23 protein-coding genes and 1 pseudogene are annotated in these 26809 nt (G+C 64.1%); 9 read left to right on the top strand and 15 right to left on the bottom strand.

From position 1 onward, the window contains the following. Position 1: 1 nt before the first annotated feature. Complete coding sequence (locus RCH10_RS02470) at positions 2-553, bottom strand: outer membrane protein assembly factor BamE (protein WP_409051127.1); 552 nt, start codon at positions 551-553, stop codon at positions 2-4. 87 nt (positions 554-640) lie between these two features. Here RCH10_RS02470 and fur point away from each other — a divergent pair, with 87 nt between their 5' ends. After that, entirely contained in the window at positions 641-1060 is a 420-nt protein-coding gene (gene fur / locus RCH10_RS02465; RefSeq protein WP_187053448.1) for a ferric iron uptake transcriptional regulator, read from the top strand. Here fur and hprK read toward each other — a convergent pair. From hprK to RCH10_RS02445, 4 genes are all read right to left on the bottom strand, one after another. After that, entirely contained in the window at positions 1057-2013 is a 957-nt protein-coding gene (gene hprK, locus RCH10_RS02460) for an HPr(Ser) kinase/phosphatase (RefSeq protein WP_409051126.1), read from the bottom strand. The genes fur and hprK overlap by 4 nt on opposite strands. A gap of 28 nt (positions 2014-2041) precedes the next feature. Beyond that, positions 2042-2509, bottom strand: coding sequence for a PTS sugar transporter subunit IIA (locus RCH10_RS02455; protein WP_187053450.1), 468 nt, complete (start codon positions 2507-2509; stop codon positions 2042-2044). A gap of 102 nt (positions 2510-2611) precedes the next feature. Beyond that, positions 2612-2941 carry a ribosome hibernation-promoting factor, HPF/YfiA family gene (gene hpf, locus RCH10_RS02450; protein WP_187053451.1) on the bottom strand — a complete coding sequence of 110 codons (330 nt, stop codon included), beginning with the start codon at positions 2939-2941 and terminating at the stop codon, positions 2612-2614. Positions 2942-3271: 330 nt separating this feature from the next. Beyond that, entirely contained in the window at positions 3272-5419 is a 2148-nt protein-coding gene (locus tag RCH10_RS02445) for an ATP-dependent helicase (RefSeq protein WP_409051125.1), read from the bottom strand. 213 nt (positions 5420-5632) lie between these two features. Between RCH10_RS02445 and corA the strand changes: the two genes are divergently transcribed. Next, on the top strand, positions 5633-6625 hold the full coding sequence (gene corA, locus RCH10_RS02440; protein WP_323497838.1) for a magnesium/cobalt transporter CorA: 993 nt from the start codon (positions 5633-5635) through the stop codon (positions 6623-6625). A 115-nt stretch (positions 6626-6740) separates the two neighbouring features. Here corA and RCH10_RS02435 read toward each other — a convergent pair whose 3' ends face one another. From RCH10_RS02435 to RCH10_RS02390, 10 genes are all read right to left on the bottom strand, one after another. Beyond that, complete coding sequence (locus RCH10_RS02435; RefSeq protein ID WP_409051124.1) at positions 6741-7484, bottom strand: 5'-methylthioadenosine/adenosylhomocysteine nucleosidase; 744 nt, start codon at positions 7482-7484, stop codon at positions 6741-6743. Positions 7485-7530: 46 nt separating this feature from the next. Next, positions 7531-9129 carry an ABC transporter substrate-binding protein gene (locus RCH10_RS02430; RefSeq protein ID WP_409051123.1) on the bottom strand — a complete coding sequence of 533 codons (1599 nt, stop codon included), beginning with the start codon at positions 9127-9129 and terminating at the stop codon, positions 7531-7533. Positions 9130-9195: 66 nt separating this feature from the next. Then, positions 9196-10248, bottom strand: coding sequence for a peptide ABC transporter ATP-binding protein (locus RCH10_RS02425; protein ID WP_409051122.1), 1053 nt, complete (start codon positions 10246-10248; stop codon positions 9196-9198). Continuing rightward, positions 10245-11264: an ABC transporter ATP-binding protein gene (locus RCH10_RS02420; RefSeq protein WP_409051121.1), complete on the bottom strand. Its 1020-nt coding sequence runs from the start codon at positions 11262-11264 to the stop codon at positions 10245-10247. The genes RCH10_RS02425 and RCH10_RS02420 overlap by 4 nt, the downstream gene beginning before the upstream one ends. Continuing rightward, the gene (locus RCH10_RS02415; RefSeq protein ID WP_409051120.1) at positions 11261-12166 is read right to left on the bottom strand and encodes an ABC transporter permease subunit; all 906 of its coding nucleotides are present in this window, start codon (positions 12164-12166) and stop codon (positions 11261-11263) included. The genes RCH10_RS02420 and RCH10_RS02415 overlap by 4 nt, the downstream gene beginning before the upstream one ends. Before the next feature lies 1 nt (position 12167). Continuing rightward, on the bottom strand, positions 12168-13178 hold the full coding sequence (locus tag RCH10_RS02410) for an ABC transporter permease subunit (RefSeq protein ID WP_409051119.1): 1011 nt from the start codon (positions 13176-13178) through the stop codon (positions 12168-12170). A 69-nt stretch (positions 13179-13247) separates the two neighbouring features. Further along, positions 13248-14942 (bottom strand): long-chain-fatty-acid--CoA ligase, encoded by a 1695-nt coding sequence (locus RCH10_RS02405; protein ID WP_409051118.1) that lies wholly within the window; start codon positions 14940-14942, stop codon positions 13248-13250. A gap of 57 nt (positions 14943-14999) precedes the next feature. After that, positions 15000-16499: an NAD(P)(+) transhydrogenase (Re/Si-specific) subunit beta gene (locus RCH10_RS02400; protein WP_409051117.1), complete on the bottom strand. Its 1500-nt coding sequence runs from the start codon at positions 16497-16499 to the stop codon at positions 15000-15002. Continuing rightward, positions 16496-16819: an NAD(P) transhydrogenase subunit alpha gene (locus tag RCH10_RS02395; RefSeq protein ID WP_187053461.1), complete on the bottom strand. Its 324-nt coding sequence runs from the start codon at positions 16817-16819 to the stop codon at positions 16496-16498. The genes RCH10_RS02400 and RCH10_RS02395 overlap by 4 nt, the downstream gene beginning before the upstream one ends. Positions 16820-16831: 12 nt before the next feature. After that, positions 16832-17974, bottom strand: coding sequence for a Re/Si-specific NAD(P)(+) transhydrogenase subunit alpha (locus RCH10_RS02390; RefSeq protein ID WP_409051116.1), 1143 nt, complete (start codon positions 17972-17974; stop codon positions 16832-16834). Between the two features lie 405 nt (positions 17975-18379). On the opposite strand from RCH10_RS02390, the gene RCH10_RS02385 reads away from it, so the two are divergent. From RCH10_RS02385 to mnmA, 7 genes and pseudogenes are all read left to right on the top strand, one after another. Further along, positions 18380-19108, top strand: coding sequence for a response regulator transcription factor (locus tag RCH10_RS02385; protein ID WP_409051115.1), 729 nt, complete (start codon positions 18380-18382; stop codon positions 19106-19108). After that, a complete protein-coding gene (locus RCH10_RS02380; RefSeq protein ID WP_409051114.1) occupies positions 19105-20859 on the top strand; it encodes a FecR domain-containing protein in 1755 nt (584 codons plus the stop codon). Before RCH10_RS02385 ends, RCH10_RS02380 begins: the two co-directional genes overlap by 4 nt. A 21-nt stretch (positions 20860-20880) precedes the next feature. Then, positions 20881-21339: pseudogene (locus tag RCH10_RS02375) on the top strand (CHASE2 domain-containing protein); the annotation flags it as partial. After that, the gene (locus tag RCH10_RS02370; RefSeq protein ID WP_409051113.1) at positions 21278-23314 is read left to right on the top strand and encodes an ATP-binding protein; all 2037 of its coding nucleotides are present in this window, start codon (positions 21278-21280) and stop codon (positions 23312-23314) included. The pseudogene RCH10_RS02375 and the gene RCH10_RS02370, both read left to right, overlap by 62 nt. Positions 23315-23324: 10 nt before the next feature. Then, complete coding sequence (locus RCH10_RS02365; protein ID WP_323497880.1) at positions 23325-23813, top strand: NUDIX hydrolase; 489 nt, start codon at positions 23325-23327, stop codon at positions 23811-23813. Between the two features lie 112 nt (positions 23814-23925). Beyond that, on the top strand, positions 23926-25647 hold the full coding sequence (locus tag RCH10_RS02360; RefSeq protein ID WP_409051112.1) for a long-chain-fatty-acid--CoA ligase: 1722 nt from the start codon (positions 23926-23928) through the stop codon (positions 25645-25647). Positions 25648-25705: 58 nt separating this feature from the next. Then, positions 25706-26806 (top strand): tRNA 2-thiouridine(34) synthase MnmA, encoded by a 1101-nt coding sequence (mnmA, locus tag RCH10_RS02355; RefSeq protein ID WP_409051324.1) that lies wholly within the window; start codon positions 25706-25708, stop codon positions 26804-26806. Positions 26807-26809 lie beyond the last annotated feature (3 nt).

Genomic DNA, 26809 nt, shown 5'->3' with positions numbered 1-26809 from the left:
ATCAGCGGGTGGTGGATTCGAGTGGCGGGTAGCTCGGCGGCAGCGGCGCCAGCGAAGCGGCAGATGCGTCAGGCTTGATGCTCTTGTCCGGCACGAACTTTCTGAGTTGGTCTTCACTGGCTTCGAGCACGGGCACCTTGCCGCTGCGCTTGCGGGCATCGACAGCCGCCACGAATTCTTCTTCGCTCGGCATGGTGTCGCCGTCGAAGCGGTCGAGTACCTCGCCCTTGAAGTAAACAGTCAGGTGGCGCTGCTGAGCGTCGACGCCCTGCCGACGAATGGTGAAGACGTAGTCCCAACGATCGGCATGGAACACGTCGGTCAGCAGCGAGGTGCCGAGTACTTCGCGCACTTGCTGTCGCGACATGCCAGGCTTCAGCTGCTCGACCTGCTCTTTGGAGACGAAGTTGCCCTGGACCACCTCGACCTTGTAGGGCGTGACAGCGCTCAACGCATCGCGCGTTCGCGTGCCGAGGTTGGTGCAAGCGCCCAGACAGAGGCTCGCGGCGACGCCGGCGATAAGCCAGACGCGGCTTTTTGAATTGGCAAGCATGGGGGAAAAGGGTAACGATATGATTGGCGCATTGTAGCGGCTGGCCCCCGGCGGACCCCGTTCCGCACGGCCCACGCAGGAACGACCATGGCCAACATCGACGAACTCAAGAACACCGGCCTGAAGGCCACCTTGCCGCGCCTGAAGATTCTCGAGATCTTCCAGACCGGCGGCCTGCGGCACATGACGGCCGAAGACGTCTTTCGCATTTTGCTCAACGAGCACTCCGACATCGGCCTGGCCACGGTTTACCGCGTGCTGACCCAGTTCGAACAAGCCGGAATCCTGGAGCGCAGCCACTTCGAAAGCGGCAAAGCCGTTTACGAGCTCAACGAAGGCAAGCACCACGACCATCTGATCTGCACATCGTGCGGCAAGGTCGAGGAGTTCTACGACGCCGAGATCGAGCGGCGCCAGCAAATGATCTCTCTCGACAAAGGCTGGATTCTGCAAGACCACGCCATGTCGCTGTACGGCCTTTGCGCCGACTGCGCCAGCCGACGCTAGTCCTGCCGGCCGGACTCCATCGCCCTTTGGTGCCGCTCCACGAATTCGGCATAGGTGTCGATGCCGCGCAGCTGCAAAATTGAATTGCGCACCGCCGCCTCGACCAGTACCGCAATGTTGCGCCCTGCCACCACCTGGATGATGACCTTGCGCACCGCGATGCCCAGCACATCTTGCGTCAGCGGGGCCGAGGGCATGCGCTCGTAGTCGCGCTCGAAGCTGTCGCGGCGCACCAGATGCACGATGAGCTTGAGCCGCATCTTCCGGCGCACAGCCGTCTCACCGAAGATCGCGCGAATGTCCAACAGGCCGATGCCGCGCACTTCAAGCAGGTTCTGCAGCACGTCGGGGCAGCGGCCTTCGAGCGTGTTCTGGTTGATCCGGTAGAGATCGACGGCGTCGTCGGCCACCAGACCATTGCCACGGGAAATCAACTCCAGACCCAGCTCGCTTTTGCCGAGGCCCGACTCGCCGGTGATCATCACGCCGAGCCCCAGGATGTCCATGAAAACGCCGTGCATCGACGTGCGCTCTGCAAAATGCTTGGACAGGTAGGCGCGCAGCAGATCGATGACGAAGGCCGAGGATTCGCGCGTGGCAAAGAGCGGCAACTGGGCGCGCTCGCAGATCGACAGGAGTTCGTCCGGCGCGCTCTGGGCATCGGCCAGCACCAGCATTGGCGGCTCCAGTGTCACGATGCGGCCGATCCGGCGGGCGCAGTCTTCGGGCGTTCCGCGCGTCAGGTAGGCCACCTCGCGGGCGCCGAGGATCTGCACACGGTAAGGATGGATGTAGTTGAGGTAGCCGACCAGGTCTGCCGCTGACTGCGCGCGGCTGATGACCTCGATGTCGAACTGGCGCTCCGAGGCTCCCAGTCCCGCCAGCCACTCCCAGCGAAGCGAGCCGCGAAACTCCTCGAACATCGCATCGGCGCTGATGACGGTCGGCTTCATGCGCGCGACCGTCCTGCTGCCGATGCGTTCAAGCCACCTGCGCCGACTGCCATCCTGCGATGAGTGCGTGCAAGACGGATGCGTCGGTGCTCGACTTGATCTTCTCGCGCAAAGCGGCATCGCTCAACAGCTCGGCAATTTCGGAGAGGATCTCGAGGTGTTTCTGCGTCGCCGCTTCGGGCACCAGCAAAAAGATGAGAAGCACGACCGGCTGTTCGTCCGGTGCGTCGAAGCCGATCGCATTGGCCAACTGGAACACCGCCGCCATCGGCGACTTGAGTCCCTTGATGCGGCCATGCGGAATCGCGACCCCGTGACCCAAGCCGGTTGAACCAAGCCGTTCACGGGCAAAGAGGCTGTCGGTGATGAGGGCTCGGCCTAACCCGTGGAGGTTTTCAAACAGCAAGCCGGCTTCTTCGAAAGCACGTTTTTTGCTGGTGGCGTCAACGCTCACGAGCACTTGGGCGGGTGGCAGGATGGACGCGAGGCGATTCATGGTGGGGCAGGGCGGGGGCGATTATGCACTGGCCCCGAAAAAAGCAAAGGGCCGCTAGATTGGCGGCCCTCGATCATGCAAGAGGATTTACCCAAAGGAGAACTACATCACACGTTTAGGCGCTTCATGATGATGATCTTGCAGACGGTCTTTGTGGCGCACCACCTGACGGTCGAGCTTGTCGACAAGTTCATCAACAGCGGCGTACAGATCAGCGTTACTGCACTCGGCAAACAAGTCACTGCCCTTGACGTGAATGTTGCACTCCGCCTTTTGCCGGCGTTCCTTTTCCTTTTGCTTTTCCACCGTGAGGATCACCTTCACATCGACCACCTGGTCGAAGTGCCGGGTGATCCGGTCCAGCTTGCTCGTGACATAGCTTCGCAATGCGGGAGTGACGTCGAGGTGATGGCCGCTGATCGTCAGATTCATGAATGACCTCCTGGGAAACGTTGCAGAAATGGCCAGCATTCCGGGATGGAAAGTGGCCGGCGGAAACGGAATGGCACCGGAACAGAACGGAAGGATTGTTGGGAGTGGGGTGGAGCGCGAAGCAGAAAGAGGGTGGGTTCGATTCACTATGCCCACGTTGCCGAGGCATTGCAATCCCTCTCTTTCCCCAACATTTGGGGTGACTTTGGGGACACATTTGTCCGCTACCTAATTCATAGCAGTCCGTGTGCGCCCGCATTGGTCGGCAATTCGATTCAGCCGCAAATCAAAGCCCGGTCGTCGTTACATCGCCATGCCGCCGGCAGGGGATCAACGCCAGCTCGCTCGCATCCGGCTCAGCAAATCGATGGTCGCGGCGGGTGGCGGCACCGCGGGCGCCCTCGCAGGCGGTGCGGGCCATGTCACCTGCTCGAACCGTGCCGTGTCGGCCGCGGTAATGAAGCGAGTGCGCCCGGCGTAAAGATGGCGATCTCCCCTTACGGCCTGCTGCGTGACATAAAAGCGCTGCGGCACGAGCAGGTGCAAATGGTCGCGCGCCCGCGTCATGGCAACGTAAAGCAACCGCCGCTCTTCCTCGAGCTCCTGCGCGCCCTGAGCGACGTCGGCCGGCATGCAGCCGTCGACCACATTGAGCACGTGAACCGAGTTCCATTCCTGGCCTTTGGCCGAGTGGATGGTCGACAGGATCAGATAGTCCTCGTCGAGCAGTGGTGGCCCAGAGCGATCGCTCGTCGCCTCGGGCGGATCGAGCGTGAGCTCGGTCAAAAATCGCTCGCGCGAGGCATAACCGGAGGCGAGCCGCGCCAGCTGTTCGACGTCGCCACGTCGCACGCCCGAGGTGTCGTCGTGCAGCCGTTCGAGGTGCGGGATGTACCAGCGCAACGCGAGTTCCATATCGGCTGGCCAGCTGAGCGACGACTCACGCAAGGCGGTGTACGTTTCGACAAAGCGTTGCCATTCGACCTGCGCTGCAGCGGGCGGCATGAATGCCTTTACCGCGGCGCCGGGGTCGGCAGCCACGTCCATGGCATCGAGCAAGCGTGTTGCTGTCGCCGGCCCGATGCCCGGAATCATCTGCGTCACGCGAAAGCCTGCCATCCGGCCGCGCGGGTTCTCGACGAAGCGCAGCACCGCGAGGAGGTCTTTGACGTGCGCAGCTTCGAGAAACTTGAGGCCGCCGTATTTGACGAACGGGATGTTGCGCCGCGCCAGTTCGAGCTCCAGCGCCGCACTGTGCGTCGAGGTGCGAAAGAGCACCGCCTGCGACTTGAGCGCGAGCCCGCCCTCACGGTGCGCGAGCACGCGGTCGGCCACCCAGCGCGCTTGATGCGCTTCGTCGGGCACCAGCACCAGTTGAGGCCGGCCGGCCGAAGCCTTGTCGGTCCACAGCGTCTTGGCATGCCGCTCGGCCGCCTGTGCGATGACGGCGTTCGACACGTCGAGGATCGGCTGCGTGGAGCGGTAGTTGCGTTCCAGCGTGACGATGCGCGCCGGGCGCGTGAACTGCGTCGGAAAGTCGAGGATGTTGCGCAACGTGGCGCCCCGAAACGAATAGATCGATTGCGCGTCGTCGCCGACCACTGTCACGCCACCGCCATCGGGCTTGAGCGCCATCAGAATCGACGCCTGCAAGCGGTTCGTGTCCTGGTACTCGTCGACCAGCACGTGGTCGAAACGCGCGCCGACCTGCGCAGCCAACGTGGGCTCGGCGACCATGCCGGCCCAGTACAACAGCAGGTCGTCGTAGTCGAGCACGTTCTGCTGCTGCTTGGCCTCGACATAAGCGCCGAACAAGCGCTTGAGTTCGACCTCCCATTCGGCACACCACGGAAACGCCTGCTTCAGCACGTCGCCCAGCGGGGCACAGGTGTTGACGGTGCGAGAGTAGATCGACAGGCAGGTGCCCTTGTGCGGAAAGCGTCGGGTGCTGCTCGACAACCCGAGTTCATGCCGGACCAAACCCATCAGGTCTTCCGCATCGCCGCGATCGTGGATGGTGAAGTTGTCGTTCAGTCCGATGTGCGCCGCGTACTCGCGCAACAGTCGCGCGCCGATGCCGTGAAAGGTGCCGGCCCAAGGCAACGCCGGCGGCACCTCGGACTTCAGTGCGAACACCCGTGCCACGACCTGGCCGGCGCGGCGCTCCATCTCTTGCGCGGCACGACGTGAAAACGTCAGCAGCAGGATGCGCTGCGGATCGGTGCCTTGCGCGATGAGCCGCGCCACGCGGTGCGCGAGCGTGCTGGTCTTGCCCGAGCCGGCACCGGCGATAACCAGCAGTGGTCGGTCGTCGCAAGCAGGGTCGCCAAATGCCGCATCGACACCGTGCTCGACCGCTGCGCGCTGTTCATCGTTGAGGTCCGCCAGCGCCGCGGCAAGCCGCTCTGCCTGCGTGGTCGGTGCCGCGCCATGCGCTGAAAGATGCGGAGGGAGAAGGGTCGGCGCCATGGTCTGCATTGGCGCAACTTTACTGGATGCCCATCCAGATGCGTGACCGTTACATGACGGGCCCGGTGACATAATTCGCGCCTTGCTGCAACCGGAGACTCCGCCTTGGAAACCTACCCGTCTTGGCAGCTTTCGGTTCCCGTTTGACGCGCGTGTCGATCGAGGGATTCGGAAGCGCCCCGCCCTCGTTCAACCGCACAGTCCATTCACGGGAGTGAGCCCATGCTCAATATCTTTACGCTCGCCAACGGGCGCCTCGTCCAGGAAGAAATCGAGTCGCTCGAAGAGCTGTCGAAATTCCAGCCGATCTGGGTCGACCTCGAGTCGCCGTCGGTCGACGAAAAGCGCTGGATCAAACAGTATTACGGCCTCTCCATCCCCGAAGACGCGATGGACGAGGACATTGAAGAGTCGGCCCGCTTCTACGAAGAAGACAACGGCGAACTGCATATTCGCAGCGACTTTTTGATCGACGACGACGAAGACCCGCGCTCGGTGCGCGTCGCATTCATCCTGAACCAGCACAACAGCGAGTTGCGCAGCCGCGGCGTGCTGTTCTCGATACACGACGAAGACGTGCCGGTGTTCCGCTTGTTGCGCATGCGCGCACGCCGCGCACCGGGCCTGATCGAAGACGCCAAGGAAGTGCTGCTGAAACTGTTCGACGCCGACGCCGAATACTCCGCCGACACGCTGGAAAACATCTACGACGAACTGAAGAAAGTCAGCGAACAGGTGCTGGCCGGCAAGATGACCGACGACCTGGCAAGCGAAGTGCTTGGCGAGATCGCACGCCACGAAGACCTGAACAGCCGCATTCGGCGCAACGTGATGGACACGCGCCGCGCGGTCAGCTTCATGATGCGCAGCAAGATGCTGAACGCGGAGCAATTCGAAGAAGCGCGGCAGATCCTGCGCGACATCGAGTCGCTCGACAACCACACCGCGTTCCTGTTCGACAAGATCAACTTCCTGATGGATGCGACCGTCGGTTTCATCAACATCAACCAGAACAAGATCATCAAGATCTTTTCCGTGGCGAGCGTGGCGCTGCTGCCGCCGACACTGGTGGCCAGCATCTACGGCATGAACATGAAGTTCCCGGAACTGGAATGGCTCGGCCCCACGCTCAGCTACCCCTATGTCGTGGCTTTCATGATCGCCAGCGCCCTGGGACCGATGTGGTACTTCGGGCGCAAGGGCTGGTTGAGTTGAGCTCGCCCCTAGGTCGCTGCCCACTTCGTGTCGCCGCTCCCACCCCCTGACCGGGGGCAACACCAGCGGCCGGGCGGAGCCCGTGCTGCGGTGTTCCTGAACTGATACCGGGACGTTAGTCGAGCAGGGAGAGAAGGGCGCCGATCAGGGCTCTGGCTTGCTTGCCGGCGACTTGGGAGAGGTACGCGGGGAAGTCGACATGGGCTGTGTCGTCGGCGCGGTCGGAGATGTTTCTGACTGCGGCGAAGGGGATGGCGTAGTCATGGCAGACCTGGGCTACCGCTGCGCCTTCCATGTCTACGGCGAGGGCTTCGGGGAGGTCGCGCTGCAGGGTCAGCGCTTCATGCGCGCCTGAAACGAAGCGGTCGCCGCTGACCAGCAATCCTTTGTGGATGCGCATGCCGTCGAGGCAGAAGCGGGCGCGTGTCGCGGCGTCGAACACGCCGGTCGATACGGCGCCTGCGGCCATCGCGAGCAGGTCGACCAACTCTTCGTCGGCCGCGAAGCGCGAACGGCCGTAGAGCGGCACCTCGTGGCGCGGGAACAGTGGCGATGCATCCATGTCGTGCTGCAGAAACTCTGTGCCGATGACGGTGTCGCCGACACGCACGTCTGTGTGCAATCCGCCGGCCACACCCGTGAACACGATACGTCGAACACCGAAGCGTTCGATCAGCGCCGTCGCCGTCGTTGCCGCGGCGACCTTGCCGATGCGCGACAGCGCCAGCACCACCGGCTTGCCGTGCCAGCGGCCGGTGTGGAAATCGCGGCCCGCATGCCGGACATGCATCGCTTCTTCGAGCTGCTCGCGCAGGCCGTGCTGCTCTTCGGGCAGCGCACTCAGGATGGCCGTCGGCATCAGAGCACCCCGACGTTCGCGGTCGCTTCCGCCGTGGCTTGCGCCATCACTTCATGTCGACGCCATAGAAGGTGTGACGGCCGAAGGGGCTCAGCTTGAAATCGACGACTTCCTTGCGCACCGGCTTCAACTGCACGGCGTGGGCGATGGTGAACCAAGGTGCTTGTTCCTTGAAAATGACCTGAGCCTTTTTGTAGAGCGCGTCGCGATCGGCCTGCTTGGGCACGTTCTTGGCTTTGACCACCAGGTCTTCGTAAGGCTGATAGCAGAACTTGGCGACGTTGGAACCGTTCGACTGCGCCGATGCGCAACCCAGCAGCGTGTACATGAAGTTGTCCGGATCGCCGTTGTCGCCCGTCCAGCCGAGCATGCCCATCTGGTGCTCGCCGGCCTGCATGCGCTTCCTGTACTCACCCCATTCGAAGGTCTTGATCTCGGCCTTGACGCCGATCTTGGCAAGGTCGGCCTGCATCAGCTCGGCGATGCGCTTGGCGTTCGGGTTGTAGGGGCGCTGCACCGGCATGGCCCACAGGTCGGTCGTGAAGCCGTTGGCGAGACCGGCTTCGGCCAGCAGCTTCTTGGCAGCAGCGGGATCGTAGGGATCGTCCTTCACCGCATCGTTGTAAGACCACATGGTCGGCGGAATCGGGTTCTTGGCGGCGACGCCGGTTGTCAGGTAGACGCCGTCGATGATGGCCTTCTTGTCGATCGCCATGTTGATGGCTTTGCGCACGCGCACGTCGTCGAAAGGCTTCTTCGTCGTGTTGTACGCGAGGTACCCGACATTGAGGCCGGCCTGCTCGAGCACCTGCACGTTCGGGTCTTTGCGGATCGCATCGAGGTCGGCCGGGTTCGGGTACGGCATCACATGGCACTCGCCTTTTTGCAGCTTGGCCCAGCGCACCGACGCATCGGGCGTGATCGAGAAGATCAGGTCGTCGATCTTCGCCTTGCCGCCCCAATATTGCGGGAACGCCTTGAAGCGGACGATGGCGTCTTTCTGGTACTGAACCAGGTAGAACGGGCCGGTGCCGATCGGGTCCTGGTCGATCTTTTCAGGCGTGCCGGCCTTCAGCATCGCGATCGCGTATTCCTTCGACTGCACACCGGCATACGGCATCGCGAGGTTGGCCAGGAACGGCGCCTCGGCCTTGTTCAGCACGATCTTGACGGTGTAGTCGTCGATGCGGTCCACCGTCTTCAAAAGCTTGGGCATGCCCATGTCGTTGAAGTACGAGTGGTTCTGGCTCGTGACCTTGAAGTACGGGTCGTTCTCTTTCCACTGTCGCTCGATCGAAAAGATGAAGTCGTCGGCGTTGAAGTCGCGCGTCGGCTTGAAGTTCTTGCTCGTCGTGTGCCACTTCACGCCCTTGCGCAGCTTGAAGGTGTACTCGGTGCCGTCGGGTGAAATGGTCCAGCTCTCGGCCAGACTGGGCAACACCTTGGTGCCACCGCGCTCAAAGTCGACCACGTTGTTGTAGACCTGCGTGGTCACGTCGAACGAGGTTCCGGTCGTGTTGACTGCCGCGTAGAAATTCTCGGGGCTGCCTTCGGAACAGAAGACCAGTGTCTTGGCGGCCGCAGCGCCGCAAGTGAGGGCAAAGGCCATCGGCAGCAGCACCGATGCGAGACGAACATTCTTCATGGGATCTCCTTCTCAAAAAACTGAACGACAAAACGGGTCACGAAGTGACCTGGTGACTCAGCGAATTCAGAACGCCATCGGCGAGCGCGCGATCTGCACCGCGACCGGCCCATCGATGAACTTCTCGGCATAGTGGCACGCCACCATGCGCTCGTCGAGTGCGCGCAGCAGCGGGCGCTCGATGTGGCAGCGTTCGGTTGCGTGCCCACAGCGCGTGCTGAACACGCAACCGGCCGGAGGATCGAGCGGCGACGGCAACTCACCCTGCAGCACGATGCGCGCCGTGGCGAGCCCCGGCGTCGACGCCAGCAGCGCCTGTGTGTACGGATGCAGCGGACGCGAAAAAATCCGTGCTTTAGGCCCCTGCTCCACAGCGTGTCCGAGATACATCACCAGCACATCGTGCGCGATGTGCCGCACCACGCCCAGGTCGTGCGAAATGAAAAGGTATGCGAGGCCGAGCTCGGCCTGCAGGTCCGCCAGCAGATTCAACACCTGCGCCTGGATCGACACGTCGAGCGCCGACACCGGCTCGTCTGCCACCAGCAGCCGCGGCTCCAACATGAGTGCCCGCGCGATGGCGATACGCTGCCGCTGGCCGCCGGAGAACATGTGCGGATATCGGTTGGCATGTTCGGGCCGCAGGCCGACACGCGCCAGCATGTCGCGTGCCTTGGCGGCACGGTCGGCCTTGCTCAACGTCGTGTTGATGGCGAGCGGATCTTCGAGCACCGCGGCGATTTTCTTACGCGGGTTGAGCGAACCGAACGGGTTCTGGAACACCAGCTGCACGGCCTGGCGCAGCTCACGCTTGCGGTCGGGCGGTGGGTCGACCGCGTCGACGCCGATCAACGTGAGGCGGCCCGATGTCGGCCTTTCTATCAACGACACCATGCGTGCCAACGTCGACTTGCCGCACCCCGATTCACCGACCACCGCGAGCGTGCGGCCGCGCGCCAGCTTGAACGAAACGCCGCCGACGGCCTGTAATTTCGCAGGCGCACGGAACAGCCCGCGCCGCACCTCGTAGACGCGCTTCAGGTCGACCGCATCGACCACGGTTTCGCTCGACGAGCGTTCGGTCGTCATCGATTTCAAATCGGGTTCGACGGCGCTCATGACAGCGCCTCGACTGCGCGCGAACGGTCATCCATGATGGCAATCGAGCGATCCGCGTCGCCCAACGGAAAGTGGCAACGCACCTGTGCGTCCTGAAACGCTTGCAACGCCGGCCGCACCGCGCAAGCGTTGGCCGTCGCGTCGACGCAGCGCGGCGAAAAAAGGCAGCCCGCAGGGCGGTCGTGCACGCCGGGCACCATGCCAGCGATCGTGGCGAGCCGACCTTCCGGCGCGGCGCGTTCCGGCAACGCAGCCAGCAACGCCTCGGTGTACGGATGTTGCGGGGTGCTGAAGAGCCGGTCGACGCGCTGCTCTTCCATCACTTGGCCCGCATACATCACCGCCACGCGCTGCGCCATGTCGGCCACCACGCCCATGTTGTGAGTGATGAGCACCAGCGCCATGCCGCGCTCTTTTTGCAGGTTGCGGAGCAGGTCGAGGATCTGCGCCTGGATGGTCACGTCGAGCGCGGTGGTCGGCTCATCGGCGATCAGCAAGCGAGGGTTGCAGGCGATCGCCATCGCGATCATCACGCGCTGGTTCATGCCACCCGAGAGCTGATGCGGGTAGCTGCCGATGCGTGTGGACGCCGCCGGAATGCCGACCTGTTCGAGCAGTTCGATGGCCCGCGTTTTCGCCGCGCGCCGGTCGAGCTTCAGATGAAGGCGCAAGGTTTCCATGAGCTGGAAGCCGACAGTAAAGCAGGGGTTGAGGCTGGTCGTCGGGTCCTGGAAGATCATCGCGACGTCTTTGCCGACCAGCTTGCGGCGTGCCTTGTCGGAGACGCCAAGCAGGTCGTTGCCGGCAAAGCGCATGTGGGCGGCCTGCACGCGGCCGGGGTAGGCGATGAGGCCCATCAGCGCCATCATCGTGACGCTCTTGCCCGAGCCCGATTCGCCGACGATGCCGAGTACCTCGCCTTCGTCGACCGTCAGGCTCACGCCGTCGACGGCGTGCATCACCCCTCCCTGCGTGGGGAAGTCGACGTGAAGATCCTTGATGTCGAGCAGGCTCATCGTTTCAACTTCGGATCGAGCGCGTCGCGCAGTCCGTCGCCCAGCAGGTTGAAGGCCAGCACCGCGATCAGAATCGCCAGCCCTGGGAACGTCACGACCCACCAGGCACGCAACACGAACTCGCGCGCATCGGCCAGCATCGTTCCCCACTCGGGCGATGGCGGCTGCGCACCGAGCCCGAGAAAGCCGAGCGCCGCCGCATCGAGGATGGCCGTCGAGACGCCGAGCGACGCCTGCACGATCAGCGGCGCCGCGCAGTTGGGGAGCACCTCGCTGAACATGAGCCGCAAGGTACCGGCACCGCTGACGCGTGCCGCCGTCACGTAGTCGCGCGAAACTTCGGTGATGACCGCCGCCCGCGTGATGCGCACGTAATGCGGCAGCACGACGATCGCCACCGCGAGCATCGCGTTGACGAGCCCCGGCCCAAGAATCGCCACCACCACGATGGCCAGCAGCAGGCTCGGCAAGGTCAGCACGATGTCCATCGCCCGCATGATCGCGATCTCGACGACGCCACGAAAGAAGCCCGCGATGAGGCCAAGCGAGACGCCCACGACCACCGACATCGCCACCACCGCGATGCCGATCGACAACGACAGGCGCGCGCCGAACATGAGGCGCGAAAGGACGTCGCGGCCGATGGCGTCGGTGCCGAGCAGATAGGTGATGGAGCCGCCCTGCTGCCAGAACGGTGGTCGCAAGAATGCGGCGCTGTTCGTGAGGTTGGGCGCGTGCGGTGCGATCAGCGGAGCCGCCGAGGCAACGAACAACAGTACGACGATGACGACGAGCCCCATCACAGCGCCGCGGTTCGCCGAGAACGCGGTCCAGAACTCGCGCCATGGCCCGGGCGGTGCGGTCATCACGAGAACGGGCGAAGAGGAGGTGGACAAGGCCATGTCAGCGCGACTGCCTGATACGCGGATTGATGACGCCGTAGGCCACGTCGACCAGCAGATTAACGATCATCACGATGACGCCCAGCAGCAGCATGCCGCCCTGCAACACCGGATAGTCGCGCCTACCGATCGCCTCGATCAACCACTTGCCGACACCGGGCCACGAGAAGATCGTCTCGGTCAGGATGGCGCCCGTGAATAGCACGCCGACCTGAAGCCCGATGACCGTCACTACCGGAATCAGCGCGTTGCGCAACGCGTGCAGCGCGACCACGCGAAAACGCGACAAGCCCTTGGCGCGCGCGGTGCGGATGTAGTCCTCGCCCAGCACTTCGAGCATGGCCGAGCGCGTCATGCGCGCGATGACCGCGAGCGGCACTGTGCCGAGCACGATGGTCGGCAGGATGAGGTGATGCAGTGCCGACCAGAAGGCGTCGACGTCGCCGGCCCGCAGCGAATCGATGAGCAGAAAGCCGCTGCTCGGCTCGATGAAATATTGGACGGCGATGCGTCCCGACACCGGCGTCCATCCCAGTTGCACCGAAAAAAACAGGATGAGCAGCAGGCCCCACCAGAAGATCGGCATCGAATAGCCAGTGAGCGACACCGCCATCACGCCGTGGTCGAAGATGGAATTTCGTCGTACCGCCGCCAGGATCCCGGCTGGAATTCCGAGCACCAGCGCAAAGACGATGGCACACAGCGCAAGCTCGACCGTGGCGGGAAAGAGCGACAAGAACTCGCTCATCACCGGCTCCTGCGTGATGACCGATTTGCCCAGGTCGCCGTGCAGCACCCGCGCGATGTAGATGCCGTATTGCGCGATCAGCGGCTTGTCGAAGCCATAGGCCTTCAACAGTTCCGCATGGCGCGCCGGGTCGATGCCGCGCTCACCGGCCAGCGTTTCGATCGGATCACCGGGCACCAGACGAATCAAAAAGAACGCGAGCAGCGTCATGCCGATGAAGGTCGGCACCAAAAGGCTCAGGCGCGTGAGAATAAAACGGAGCATCGATCGTCTTGATGCAAGACCAGTGCCGGCCGACCGACGCGCGTTCCCGTTCCTGTTACCGGCGGGCGGTCAGACGGCCGCAGCCGGCTTCTTGGCGTCGCGCAGTTCGCGCCTCAGGATCTTGCCGACCGGCGTTTTTGGCAAGTCGGTGCGGAATTCGATCACGCGCGGCTGTTTGTAGCCGGTGAGGTTGGCACGGCAGAACTCCTTGACCTGGTCTTCCGTCAGCGTCGGGTCTTTGCGAACGATTACCAGCTTGACCGCTTCACCGGTCTTCTCGTCCGGCACGCCGACCACCGCGCATTCGAGCACGCCGGCCAGCGTGGCCACCACGTCTTCGACCTCGTTAGGGTAGACGTTGAAGCCGCTCACCAGCACCATGTCTTTCTTGCGATCGACGATCTTGAAGAAGCCCTGCGCATCGACGGTGCCGATGTCGCCGGTCTTGAGGTAGCCATCGGGCGTCATGACCTTGGCTGTTTCATCGGGCCGCTGCCAGTAGCCCGCCATCACCTGCGGGCCTTTGATGGCGATTTCGCCCCGCTCGCCGGCCGGCACTTCGATGCCGTCGTCGTCGAGCAGCTTGAGCCAGGTGCTGGGCAACGGAACGCCGATGGTGCCGGTGTAGGACGTGCTGGTGGTCGGGTTGCAAGTGGCCGACGGCGAGGTTTCCGACAGGCCGTAACCTTCGCAAATCGGGCAGCCGGTCTTCTCGAGCCAGAGCTTGGCGACAGCGCCCTGCACGGCCATGCCGCCACCGACCGACACCTTCAGATTCTTCCAGTTGACGGTATTGAAGTCCGCATGATTGGCCAGTCCGTTGAAGAGCGTGTTGACCGCAGGGAAGCTATGGAAGGTGTGCTTGGACAACTCCTTCAGCGTGGCGGCCATGTCGCGCGGATTGGGGATCAGGATCACTTTGCCGCCGGTGCGCAGTCCCAGCATCATGTTCACCGTGAACGCGAAGATGTGATAGAGCGGCAACGCGCACACGCTGGTCGGCTGCTCGCCATTCGGCACGCGCTGCATGACAGGGTCGTTCCAGGCTTCTGACTGGAGCACGTTGGCGATCACGTTGCGATGCAGCAGGACCGCGCCCTTCGATACGCCGGTGGTGCCGCCGGTGTACTGAAGCACCGCCACATCGTCCGGCCCGATGGTCACAGGCTGAAACGCCCGGGCCGCGCCCTGGTCGAGCGCATCGTTGAAGCGCACCGCAGTCGGCAGATTGAAGTCGGGCACGAGCTTCTTGACGTTGCGCACCACGTAGTTGACGAGCGCACCCTTCAAAAAGCCGAGCCGGTCGCCCATCGACGCGAGCACGATGTGCTTGATCGGCGTTGACGCGATGCAGTGCTGCAGCGTGATGCCGAAGTTCTCCATGATCACGATCGCCTTGGCACCGGAGTCCTTCAGTTGGTGCTCGAGCTCGCGCGGCGTGTAGAGCGGATTCACATTCACCAGAATCAGCCCCGCCCGCAGGATGGCGGCGACGGCCATCGGGTACTGCGGGCAGTTGGGCATCATCGCGGCGACGCGGTCGCCCTTGACCAAGCCGAGGCCTTGCAGGTACGCCGCCAACGCCTTGCTTTGCTTGTCGGTCTCGGCGTAGCTGACGTCCTTGCCCATGAAGCTGTAGGCCGTGCGATCGGCGTACTTGGTGAAGCTTTCTTCCATGAGTGCGACAAGCGACGCGTAGCGCGAGGCGTCGATGTCGGCGGGTACGCCTTGCGGGTAGCTGCTCAGCCAGGGGCGGTCTGTCATGTCTCTGTGTCTCTCTTTGTTCGGTGCTCGCGTTCGGGCTCGTGGCTCGCCGTCAGGCTACTCGATCGCCTTGCCCATGTCCTCGACTACTTTCTTCGCATCGCCGAAGACCATCATGGTCTTGTCCATGTAGAAAAGCTCGTTGTCCAGGCCCGCATAGCCTGCCGCCATGCTTCGCTTGTTCACGATCACCGTCTTGGCCTTGTACGCCTCCAGGATGGGCATGCCGTAGATCGGGCTGCCCTTGGTGTGCGCGGCCGGGTTCACCACGTCGTTGGCACCGAGAATGATCGCCACGTCGACCTGGCCGAACTCGCCGTTGATGTCTTCCATCTCGAAGACCTGGTCGTACGGCACTTCCGCTTCGGCCAGCAGCACGTTCATGTGGCCCGGCATGCGGCCCGCCACCGGGTGGATCGCGTACTTGACCTTGATGCCCTTGTCAGTCAGCTTCTGCGCAAGCTCCTTCACCGCGTGCTGTGCGCGAGCGACAGCCAGGCCGTAGCCCGGCACGATCACCACCGTCTCGGCGTTGCCCAGCACGAAGGCCGCATCGTCCGCGCTGCCGCTCTTGACCGGGCGCTGCTCCTTGGCGCCGGTGGCCGCGGTCGTGGCCTCGCCGCCGAAGCCGCCCAGGATCACGTTGAAGAACGAGCGGTTCATCGCCTTGCACATGATGTAGCTAAGGATCGCGCCCGACGAGCCCACCAGGGAGCCCGCGATGATCAGCATCGCGTTGTTCAGCGAGAAGCCGATGCCGGCCGCCGCCCAGCCCGAATAGCTGTTGAGCATCGACACCACCACAGGCATGTCGGCGCCGCCGATAGGGATGATGATGAGCACGCCCATCACGAAGGCCAGCGCCAGCATCGCGAAGAATGCGATCCAGCTTTCGGTACCGACGAACACCAGGCCGAGCACCAGCATCAGCAACCCGAGCACCAGGTTGAGCATGTGTTGGCCCTTGAACTGGACCGACGCGCCCTGGAACAACCGGAACTTGTACTTGCCCGACAACTTGCCGAAGGCGATGACCGAGCCGCTGAAAGTCACGGCGCCGATGGCCGCGCCCAAGAACAGCTCGAGCCGGTTGCCGAACGGAATCGCATAACGCAAGAAGCCGTCGACCAGCACCGCGCCATCGACCGTCGTGGCGGCCGCGACGGCAGCCACTGGCGGCGGCGTGATGCCGAAGGCCCACGGCTCTGCCACCGCAGCCACGCCGATGAACACCGCCGCCAGGCCGATCATGCTGTGCATGAAGGCGACCAGCTCGGGCATCTTGGTCATCTCGACCTTGTTCGCCATGTAGGCGCCGACACCACCGCCGACCACCAGCGCGCCGAGCACCCACGCCAGGCCGCGGCCGAAGTCGACGTTGAGCGACTGCGCCTGGCCGTGCACCAGCGCGATGGTCGTCACCACGGCGATCGCCATGCCGCTCATGCCGAAGACGTTGCCGCGGATCGAGGTGGTCGGGTGACTCAGGCCTTTCAGGGCCTGGATGAAGAAGACGCTGGCGACGAGGTACAGCAGCGTGACCACATTCATGCTCATGTCTTGTCTCCTGCGGGTGCCACGGTCTTCTTCTCTTTCTTCTTGAACATCTCCAGCATCCGCCGGGTCACCAGGAAGCCGCCGAAGACGTTGACCGCCGCCAGCGCCACCGCCAGCACGCCCATGGTCTTGCCCAGCGGCGTGACGGTGAGGGCAGCCGCCAGCATGGCGCCGACGATGACGATCGCCGAGATCGCATTGGTCACGGCCATCAGCGGCGTGTGCAGCGCCGGCGTAACGGTCCACACCACGTGGTAACCCACGTAGATGGCCAGCACGAAGATGATCAGGTTGATGACTGTGTGAGATACGGGGTCCATGGCTTCTCCTCGTTATTTTTTGGTGACCAGGCCGTCGTGCGACACACGGCAGGCGGCGACGATGTCGTCTTCCAGGTCGATCTTGAGCGCGCCTTCCTTGGTGACGATCAGCTTCACGAAGTCGAGCACGTTGCGCGCATAGAGCGCCGAGGCATCGGCCGACAACAGTGCCGCCAGGTTGGTTTCGCCGACGATCGTCACACCATGCTTGACCACCGTCTTGTCGGGTTCGGAAATCGGACAATTTCCTCCGGTAAGGCCGCCCACGCCGTCCGGTCCCTTGCCGGCGGCGATGTCGACGATCACCGAGCCGGGCTTCATCGCCTTGACCATGTCCTCGGTGATGAGCGTCGGTGCGGCGCGGCCGGGGATGAGCGCGGTGCTGATCACGATGTCGGCCAGCGCCACGCGCTTGGCCACTTCGATCTGCTGGCGCGCCAGCCAGCTCGCAGGCATCGGCTTGGCGTAGCCACCGACGCCTACTGCCGCTTCCTTCTCTTCGTCGGTGTCGTACGAGACTTCGATGAACTTGCCGCCGAGCGACTCGATCTGTTCCTTGACGCTCGGGCGCACATCGGAAGCTTCGATCACCGCGCCCAGGCGCTTGGCCGTCGCAATGGCCTGCAGGCCGGCTACGCCGACGCCGAGGATCACGACGCGGGCGGCTTTGACGGTGCCGGCAGCGGTCATCAGCATCGGGAAGAAGCGCTGGTATTTGTCGGCGGCGATCATCACTGCCTTGTAGCCGGCGATGTTGGCCTGCGAGCTCAGCACGTCCATGCTTTGGGCGCGCGTGGTGCGGGGGGCGGCTTCGAGCGCGAAGGCGGTCAGGCCCGCCGTGGCCATGCGCTGCAGGCCGGTGGCGTCGAAAGGGTTGAGCATGCCGATGAGGACCGTGCCGGGCTTCATCAGGGCGGCTTCGCTGTCGGAAGGCGTGCGCACCTTCAGAACCATCTCCGCGGCGTAGGCGCCCGCGGCATCGACGATCTCGGCGCCAGCCGCCTCGTAGGCCGCGTCGGTCACGCTGGCTGCGACGCCGGCGCCGGACTGCACGCGCAAGCTGTGGCCCAGTGCCGATAGTTTCTTGACCGTCTCGGGGGTGACGGCCACTCGGGTTTCACCCGCCGTCGTTTCGGCGGGTACGCCTATCAGCATAGAAGTCTCCTCAGGGCAGGGGTCGCGGAATGCGGGCAGAGCTTACCGCAAGACTCCGGCCCAGCGGCTAAGCGGTTACGCGGACGCCAGAGCACCAAACCGCCCGGCCAGCCTCTTCCCATTGCTATTTAAATGATAGCAACTGGACGTCTATCCCGGGCAGATTGCACGGGACGCGCGACTGACAGTGCCGCACATCATGGCGTTGCGCTGGCTGCCCTGGCTATGTTGGGAAACCAAGATAGCCAAAGCGCACTAGTTCTCGGCTGATGACATTTGTTATCCGCACGGTCATCTATCCGTGGAGTAGTTAACAGTTGTTCCAGGAGGCCCGTCGTTAACATGCGCGCAGCGGTTCAAGGCCGCATTAGGTCAGTAGAAATCGGTTAGCAGGGAGCTCAAAAAATGAGAATTGCGGCGCTTGACGACGAAGCGGGTCAGCTCGAGCTGATTCAACACACGATGGATGGCATTGGCCACGAATGCCACGGCTATGCGGACGCGAGGACGCTGTTGCGCGACCTCCGGACGCAGACCTTCGACTTGCTGGTTCTCGACTGGAGCCTGCCGGACGTCGAAGGCCCGACAGTCGTGCGCTGGATTCGCGAAGAGCTCGCGAGCCGGCTACCGATCCTGTTCGTGACCAACCGGCGCGAAGAAGCTGACATGGTCGAAGGCTTCGGCGCCGGTGCCGACGACTTCATGGTCAAACCGATCCGCGTCGGCGAGCTCAAGGCCCGCGTGCAGGCGCTTTTGCGCCAGGCCTATCCGGCGCATTTCGAGTCGGAACTGGTCTTTGGGCCATACCATTTCTTTCCACAATCGCGCAGCCTCGAAGTCAACAACAAGGCCGTCGAACTGAAGCACCGCGAGTACGAACTTGCGCTTTTCTTGTTCCAGAACATGGGCCGGCTGCTGTCACGCGAGCATTTGCGTGAAGCCGTTTGGGGACTCGGGCCGGAACCGGCTTCGCGCTCGCTCGACACTCACGTGTCACGCCTCCGCAGCAAGCTCGACCTGCGTCCGGCCAATGGCTTTTTGCTGTCGGCCATCTATGGTCTTGGCTATCGGCTCGAAGCGCTGGAGGCCGACAGCTTTTCAGACGTTCGCACCGCCCTCGGCACGCCTTCATGAGGCGAGTGCAATGGCGTGGCGCCTGCGCCGCGCCGCTGTTGGCCGCAGCGCTGGTCGCCCTGGCCGCGAGCCCGAGTTGGGCACGTGGGCCCGACGGGTTCACGACCCATCGGGTCGAAGAGGGCCAGACCCTGCCATCGATCGCAGCGACTTACCTGCGGTCGCCCAAGCAATGGCCGCTGCTGCAAAAGCTCAACCGCATTCAAGACCCGAACAAGATCGCCGTCGGCACGATGCTGCAGATTCCGGCGCGTCTGATGAAGCCCGCTGCCATCAACGCACGGGTCGAATTCGTCAGGGGCTCGACCACAGCGATCAGCGCGGCAGCAGCAGCGGATACGGCCGCGCCGCGCCGCAAACCGGCCAAAGGTGCGCTTGGCGTGCCGGCACCTGCCAGCGCCATTGCCGAGCCGCTGGCGATCGGCAACACCCTGGTCGAAGGCGCACAAATAAAGGTGCCTGAAGACGGCTACCTTTTGCTTCGACTGGCAGACGGTTCGATCGTGCGCATTTTGGCTGGTTCCGACGTCGAACTCAAACGTCTGCGCCGGCGCGGCGCGGCCTCCGACAGCTTCGAATCGATCATCGACGTGCGCGGCGGTAAGGTCGAGTCCGAAGTCTCCAAACAACCCAAGGGCCGCGTCTTCGAAATCCATGCGCCCGGCGCCGTGGCCAGCGTACGCGGCACGCACTTCGATGTCGCCGTCGGGCTCGATGGCCGCACCGGCACCTCGGTCAGCGAAGGCACGGTGGCGGTGCAGGCGCGCAAGCCCGCGCGCGGTGCTTCCCGAAACACCACCATCACCGCAGGCCAGGGCGTGCTTGTCGACGGCAACGGCAAATTTGGAGAGCGCCGCGCCTTACCGGCCGCACCGGACCTCACCGCCTTGCCAGCCGAGTACCAGGACGCCGACCAGCTCGTCTTTGACCTGGGCGAAAGCGAGGCGTCCACACGCCACGAAGTCCGCATCGCCCGCGACAACACCTTTCGCGAAGTGCTGCGCGATGGCATGTTCGCCGGCCGCGCAGTGAAGTTCGTCGCGCTCGACGATGGCGACTACATGCTGGGGATTCGCTCGGTCGACGCCGACGGGCTGGCCGGCGCGGAGGCCAGGCGCAGCATCCGCGTCCACGCGCACCCGGTGCCACCGCTGTATCAAAGCCCCGCGCCCGACGCACGCGTGACCAGCGAGGCCGCGCAACTCGTGTGCTCTGAAGTGGCCGGCACCGAAGTCCATCTGCAGGTTTCGAGCCGCGCTGATTTTTCGCAGCCCGAGGTCGATCAGCCGGGGCTGTCCCGTTGCCGACTCGGCCTGGCGACGCTGCCCCTCGGCGACTATTACTGGCGTGTGGCCTCGGTGCAGACGCCCGGGCCGGGACACGGCCCGTTCGCGGCGCCGCAGCGCTTCTCACTCATCGCGACACCCAAGGTCGGCACGCTGGACGTAGCGGATGCCGGCGACGCCCCGACTCTCAACTGGAGCGCAGTGGCCGGTCACAGCTTCCACGGCCAGATCGCCAAAGACGAGGCCTTCCGGCAAATCGTCCTCGAAGCTGATCTGAAGGCGCCGCGCTGGACCATCAACGGCGTCGAGCGTGGCGCCTACTACGTGCGACTCCGGGCACGCGACGCATCGGGTGCCGAAGGGCCGTATTCGCCGCCACGTTTGCTGCGCATCGGCGGTGTGGTGCGGACCTCGACCGGCGGCGGCGTGTTCAGCGGCGACGGCGAACCGCTCGCCCGGCCCTGAGCCGCGGGCCCGGTTTCCACCATGGCGACAACGCCTGCGCCCTTGCTGCCCGGCGACTCGGACCCCGCTCCGCAGACGCCGTTTCGCAAAGCGCTTCAGCGCTACTGGCGTCGCCGCGGCGCCTGGCTGGTGCTCACCGTCGGCCTGCTCGCACTCGTGACAGAGCTCACGCTGACCCAGCCGCTGCCGCGCTTCGATCGTCTGCTACAAGAAAACACCGGCGCGCCGCTTGAACATAAGCCATCCGGCAACGTGGTCATCGTCGCGATCGACGAAAAGTCGCTCGCGGCCATCGGCCGCTGGCCCTGGCGACGCGCCCTGCATGCCGAAGCGCTGCGGCGCATTGCGGCGCAAAACCCGCGCTGTATCGGCTTTGACTTGCTGCTGCCGGAACAGGATTCGACTTACGCCGCCGACGATGCCGTGCTGGCGCAGGCCATGCAGGACAGCGGTTGTGTGGTGCTGCCGATGGCGCTGCAATCGGTCGGCCAGCAAACGCAGAAAACAACTACTGCCGACGCCCCTGCTGGCCCGTGCGGCCAATGCCATAGGCCATGCGCATCTGTCGCTCGACCAGGACGGCATCACCCGCAGCGTCTACATGCGCGAAGGTTTCGAGGGCCGCCCCTGGCCGCACTCCGTCGTCGCGCTGCACGACGCCGCGCTGGCGTACGAAAAAGGCCAGGCGCCGCCGCCGCATCCGCCGTTGACGGCCATTGAAAGCAATTCGCCATGGCTGCGCGAGCAGCATGAGCTGGTCGTGTTCGCGCGCGGCGAGCAGCCATTTGTCACGGTGTCGTACGTCGATGTGCTGCAAGGTCGCGTCGCGCCCGATGTTTTCAGGGACAAGTACGTGCTCGTCGGCGCCACCGCGGTCGGCATGGGTGCCGCTTATGCCACGACGGCGCCTAGCGTGACCGGCCGTACTGCCGGCGTACAGATCTTTGCCGACGTGCTCGAGGGCGTGCTGAGCGGGAAGCGCGTGGTCGACGCGTCGATCTGGCAAGACCTTGCCTACAACCTTTTGCCGCTCGCCGTGGCGCTCTTCGGACTGCTCTGGCTGCGGCCCGTCGGCGTGATCGCGCTGATCGGCGCCATGCTCGCGCTGCGCCTCGGGCTGAATGCGACGCGGCCCTGGGTGGGCGTTCAGTTTGCGCCGGCGGCGGGCTTCGCGGGCTTGCTGCTGGTCTATCCGCTGTGGAGCTTTTTGCGCCTGTATGCCGCGCTGAGTTACCTGCGTTGGGAAACAGAGCAGCTGGCGCTCGATTTCAAGGGCGGCACGGTGCCGTTGCCGCCGCCGAGGCCGGGACGTGGCGACTTTCTGGATCGGCAAATGGCCGCCACATCGGCCGCCGCACAGCGCATGCGCGACCTGCATCGCTTCGTGCGCGATGGCATCGACCATCTGCCCGACGCGACGATGATTCTGAACGGCCGCGGCCGCGTGATGATCTCCAACATCGCTGCGCAGCGATATTGGCAAACCGATGCCACCGGCCTGTTCGGCCGCGATGCGCACCGGTTGCTCGCGGACCTGCGCTGGCGCACGACGGGCGCCCAGATGATGCCGACCGGCGCCTTGTTGAACGGTGTGCAGCCGATCATGGGCGAAGGCGAAGACCCAAAGGGCCATTCGTTGCTATTGCGCTGCGTGCCGTTCTTCGACGATGCCAGCGCGCATGCCGGCTGGATGGTGGCGCTGGTCGACATCAGCAAGATGCGCCGCGCTCAGGGCCAGCGCGACGAAGCCTTGCGTTTCATCTCGCACGACATTCGCGAACCGAGCGCGTCGATACTGACCACCATCGAGTTGGCGCGCACGCGCCCCGAACTTTTCGAAGGTGACGCGCTGTTCCAGCGCATCGAGCGCCATGCGCGCACCGGGCTCGAACTGGCCGATGGCTTCGTCAACCTAGCCCGTGCCGAAGCCCAGCCGTTCCGCGCGGAAATACTCGATCTCGTGGCGCTGATGCAGATGGCCATCGATGACGCATGGATCGCGGCGCGACAGCGCAAAGTGCGGGTGCTTCTGACCACTGCGCTGGAAGATGCACCCTGCACCGCCGACCGAAGTTTGCTCACCCGGGCGCTGACCAACGTGCTGAGCAATGCGCTCAAGTACTCGCCACCGGGCGCCGATCTGCGCTGCAGCCTTGTCGAAGCCGAAGCTGATTCCGGCCCGACATGGCGCATTGGCGTTCAGGACCAGGGGCCCGGCATCCCGCCGGAGCTACAGTCGCAGTTGTTCCAGCCGTTTAACAGGCTCCACCGCGACAGTCACCCCGACGTGCACGGTGTCGGGTTGGGCTTGCTGCTGGTGCGCACCGCCGTGCATCGTCATGGCGGAACGATCGAGATCGACAGCGCGGCCAATGCCGGCTGCACCGTGACGCTGGTGCTGCCCAGGCCGACCGCTGCCGAACTAGAAGAATTGAGAAAAGACGTGCAGGAGTGACCCGATGACCATGGCCGAGCGCTGGAAACCCAACGTCACCGTGGCGGCCGTGATCGAACGCGACGGCCGGTTCCTGCTCGTCGAAGAACACACCGGCGACGGACTGAAGCTCAACACGCCCGCCGGCCACCTCGACCCAGGCGAATCGCCCGCCGAAGGATGCGTCCGCGAAACGCTCGAAGAAACGGCGCACCACTTCGTGCCGACTGCCTTGGTCGGCATCTACATGGCGCGCGCCACGCGCAAGACGAACGGTGACGACGTAACCTACCTGCGCTTCGCATTTGCAGGCACGCTGGGCGCTTTCGAAGCCGACCGCACGCTCGACGACGGCATCGTGCGCACGCTGTGGATGACGGCGGAAGAACTCCGCGGCAACGTCGAGCGCCACCGCAGCCCGCTGCTGATGCAGTGCATCGACGACTACCTGGCCGGCCGGCGCTTTCCGCTGGACCTGGTGCATGTCGACACGTCCGTCGCGTCGCTGAAAAAGCTGTAGACGTTCGGGATTTATCGGCTGCGCATACGGGAAAGCCCCGAGCCCAGCGGCGCTTGTCGACCCAGACGCGCTTCCACAATGGGGTCTTCAAGAAGTGACCTTTGGAGACGACATGACAGAAGCCGCCACGCCCGGAAAAACCCCCTGGACGACGTCGTATCCGCCCGGCATGCGCTGGGACGCCGAGCTGGCCTTGAAGCCGGTCGCGCAGTTTCTCGAAGACGCCGCAGCACGCTGGCCCGACAACTCTTGCATCGAGTTCATGGGCCGCGTCATCAGCTACCGCGAACTGGACGAGTTGAGCGATCGTGCGGCCAAGGGCTTCCAGACACTCGGCGTGAAGCCGGGCGTGCATGTGGGGCTCTTCCTGCCGAACACGCCGCACTATCCGATCGCGTTTTTCGGTGTGCTGAAGGCCGGCGGCGTGGTGGTCAACTATTCGCCGCTCGACGTCGAGCGCGTCTTGGCGCACAAGGTCGAGGACAGCCAAACCGACATCCTCGTCACGCTCGACCTGGCCGTGCTGTACCCGCAGATGGCGCGCATTCTGGCGAGTTCGCGCCTGAAGAAGCTGGTGGTCGGCAGCCTCGCCGAATACAGCGGCGCACCCGAAAAAGTCAGCGCGATGCTGCAGGGCGCCGGGCTGCTGGCGCCGGTGCCGGTCGACGCCAAGCACATGTCGTTTGCGCAGTTGCTCGAGAACGACGGCGCGGGTGTCGTGCGCCATCCGCTCGGCGACCTGAAGAAAGAAGTCGTCGTGCTGCAGTACACGGGCGGTACCACCGGCCTTCCCAAGGGCGCAATGCTGACCCACGCCAACCTGGGTGCGGCGAGCGCGCAATACCTCGAATCGACCAAAGGAAATCCACCCATCCTGGACGAAGGCGTGGAGCGCTTTTTGATCGTGCTCCCGCTCTTTCACATCTACGCGCTGAGCGCGGCGATGCTGCTCGGCATGCGGCTCGGCGCCGCGCTGGTACTGCACACCAAGTTCGACATCGACGCGGTGCTGCGCGAGATATCGGTGGGCAGGATCAGCGTATTTCCGGGCGTGCCGACGATGTACACGGCGATGCTGTCGCACCCGAAGGCCAAAGAGACCGACATGACCTCGCTCAAGTTCTGCGGCTCCGGCGGCGCACCGCTGCCGGTCGAGGTTGAGCAGCGCTTTTTCGACATGACCGGCTGCCATCTGAACGAAGGCTGGGGCATGACCGAGACCTCGCCCTCGGGCACTTTCACGCCGGCACGCGGTGCACGCAAGGCTGGCTCGTGTGGCATGCCGCTGCCGGGCATCCTCATCAAGCTGCTGGCGCTCGACGGCTCCGGCGAAGAGGTCGCCACCGGCGAGCCGGGCGAGCTGTGCGTGAAGGGGCCGAACGTGATGCTCGGCTACTGGAACAACCCCGGCGCCACGGCCGACTCGATGACGCCCGACGGCTACTTCCGCAGTGGCGACGTCGCCAGGTTCGATGCCGACGGCTTTCTCTACATCGTCGACCGCACCAAGGACATGCTGCTGTGCGGCGGCTTCAACGTGTACCCGCGCGTGCTCGAAGAAGCCATCTACGAGCATCCGTCGGTCGCGGAGGTCTGCGTGATCGGCGTGCCCGACGACTACCGCGGACAGTCGCCCAAAGCCTTCGTCGTGCTTAAGGCCGACGCGGAACCGCTCGAACTCGATGCGCTCAAGACCTTCCTGAAAGACCGCCTTGGCAAGCACGAAATGATCGGATTCCTCGAAGTGCGCAAAGAGCTGCCGAAGACGGCCGTCGGCAAGCTGTCGAAGAAAGACCTGGTCGAAGAGGAAACCCGCAAGCGCGCGACGGCCTGATCACAAATCCGCACGGCGCCCCCGTGCACCGCAACACTGGGACAATCCTTCCCCTATGTTGAAAAAGCAGCGCATCGTGGTGGGCCTGTCGGGCGGAGTCGATTCCGCGGTGACGGCGCACCTGCTGAAACAGCAGGGCCACGAGGTCGTCGGCATCTTCATGAAGAATTGGGAAGACGATGACGACAGCGAGTTCTGCTCCTCGAACATCGACTTCATCGACGCGGCCAGCGTGGCCGACGTGCTCGGCATCGAGATCGAACACGTCAACTTCGCGGCCGACTACAAAGACCGTGTTTTCGCAGAATTCCTGCGCGAATACCAGGCCGGCCGCACGCCCAACCCCGACGTGCTGTGCAATGCCGAGATCAAGTTCAAGGCCTTTCTCGATCACGCGATGCGGCTCGGTGCCGAGAAAATCGCGACGGGACACTACGCACGCGTCCGCTTCGACGAAGCGACGCAAAAGCACGAGTTGTTGAAGGGCCTCGACGGCTCCAAAGACCAGAGCTACTTTTTGCACCGCCTTAACCAGCAGCAGCTGTCGAAGACGCTGTTCCCGGTCGGCGAGCTGCAGAAGACCGAAGTGCGCCGCATCGCCGACGAGATCGGTTTGCCCAACGCGAAGAAGAAAGACTCGACCGGCATCTGCTTTATCGGCGAGCGGCCGTTTCGCGAATTCCTCAATCGCTACATCTCTAAGGCGCCAGGTCCGGTCAAGGACGAGCGCGGCCGCACCATCGGCGAGCATCAGGGCCTGAGTTTTTACACGCTCGGCCAGCGGCAAGGCCTGGGCATCGGCGGCATCAAGGCAAAGGGTGCGCAGCGCGGTGCGGGTGACCACGCGCCGTGGTTCGTGGCGCGCAAGGACATCGAGCACAACACCTTGTGGGTCGTGCAGGGGCACGAGCATCCTTGGCTGCTGTCGAATCTGCTGGAAGCCGACGATGCGAGCTGGGTCGCCGGCGCGGCACCTGCGACGGGCGACTATGCGGCGAAGTCGCGCTATCGGCAGGTCGACTCGGCATGCGAGCTTGACAGGGGCACCGACCAGGCGTTTCGCCTGGCGTTCGGCGCGCCGCAGTGGGCAGTGACGCCTGGCCAGTCGGCCGTTGTGTACGACGGCGACGTGTGCCTCGGCGGCGGCGTGATCGTCTAGCGG

The organism is Variovorax sp. GrIS 2.14, from assembly GCF_046115955.1.
Taxonomy (GTDB): Bacteria; Pseudomonadota; Gammaproteobacteria; order Burkholderiales; family Burkholderiaceae_C; genus Variovorax.
Note: the sequence above shows the minus strand (reverse complement) of the source record. Positions and strands in the feature narration are given on the sequence as shown.

Bases quoted from the DNA above. Each gene is read 5' to 3' on its own strand.
- RCH10_RS02365 (WP_323497880.1), top strand. From the start codon at position 23,325: ATGGCCGAGCGCTGGAAACCCAACGTCACCGTGGCGGCCGTGATCGAA.
- RCH10_RS02400 (WP_409051117.1), bottom strand. From the start codon at position 16,499: ATGAGCATGAATGTGGTCACGCTGCTGTACCTCGTCGCCAGCGTCTTC.
- RCH10_RS02395 (WP_187053461.1), bottom strand. From the start codon at position 16,819: ATGGACCCCGTATCTCACACAGTCATCAACCTGATCATCTTCGTGCTG.
- fur (WP_187053448.1), top strand. From the start codon at position 641: ATGGCCAACATCGACGAACTCAAGAACACCGGCCTGAAGGCCACCTTG.
- corA (WP_323497838.1), top strand. From the start codon at position 5,633: ATGCTCAATATCTTTACGCTCGCCAACGGGCGCCTCGTCCAGGAAGAA.
- RCH10_RS02360 (WP_409051112.1), top strand. From the start codon at position 23,926: ATGACAGAAGCCGCCACGCCCGGAAAAACCCCCTGGACGACGTCGTAT.
- RCH10_RS02470 (WP_409051127.1), bottom strand. From the start codon at position 553: ATGCTTGCCAATTCAAAAAGCCGCGTCTGGCTTATCGCCGGCGTCGCC.
- RCH10_RS02435 (WP_409051124.1), bottom strand. From the start codon at position 7,484: ATGCCGACGGCCATCCTGAGTGCGCTGCCCGAAGAGCAGCACGGCCTG.
- RCH10_RS02385 (WP_409051115.1), top strand. From the start codon at position 18,380: ATGAGAATTGCGGCGCTTGACGACGAAGCGGGTCAGCTCGAGCTGATT.
- RCH10_RS02380 (WP_409051114.1), top strand. From the start codon at position 19,105: ATGAGGCGAGTGCAATGGCGTGGCGCCTGCGCCGCGCCGCTGTTGGCC.
- RCH10_RS02370 (WP_409051113.1), top strand. From the start codon at position 21,278: ATGCCGTGCTGGCGCAGGCCATGCAGGACAGCGGTTGTGTGGTGCTGC.
- RCH10_RS02425 (WP_409051122.1), bottom strand. From the start codon at position 10,248: ATGAGCGCCGTCGAACCCGATTTGAAATCGATGACGACCGAACGCTCG.
- RCH10_RS02410 (WP_409051119.1), bottom strand. From the start codon at position 13,178: ATGCTCCGTTTTATTCTCACGCGCCTGAGCCTTTTGGTGCCGACCTTC.
- RCH10_RS02420 (WP_409051121.1), bottom strand. From the start codon at position 11,264: ATGAGCCTGCTCGACATCAAGGATCTTCACGTCGACTTCCCCACGCAG.
- RCH10_RS02415 (WP_409051120.1), bottom strand. From the start codon at position 12,166: ATGGCCTTGTCCACCTCCTCTTCGCCCGTTCTCGTGATGACCGCACCG.
- RCH10_RS02405 (WP_409051118.1), bottom strand. From the start codon at position 14,942: ATGACAGACCGCCCCTGGCTGAGCAGCTACCCGCAAGGCGTACCCGCC.
- RCH10_RS02445 (WP_409051125.1), bottom strand. From the start codon at position 5,419: ATGCAGACCATGGCGCCGACCCTTCTCCCTCCGCATCTTTCAGCGCAT.
- hprK (WP_409051126.1), bottom strand. From the start codon at position 2,013: ATGAAGCCGACCGTCATCAGCGCCGATGCGATGTTCGAGGAGTTTCGC.
- RCH10_RS02390 (WP_409051116.1), bottom strand. From the start codon at position 17,974: ATGCTGATAGGCGTACCCGCCGAAACGACGGCGGGTGAAACCCGAGTG.
- RCH10_RS02430 (WP_409051123.1), bottom strand. From the start codon at position 9,129: ATGAAGAATGTTCGTCTCGCATCGGTGCTGCTGCCGATGGCCTTTGCC.
- hpf (WP_187053451.1), bottom strand. From the start codon at position 2,941: ATGAATCTGACGATCAGCGGCCATCACCTCGACGTCACTCCCGCATTG.
- RCH10_RS02455 (WP_187053450.1), bottom strand. From the start codon at position 2,509: ATGAATCGCCTCGCGTCCATCCTGCCACCCGCCCAAGTGCTCGTGAGC.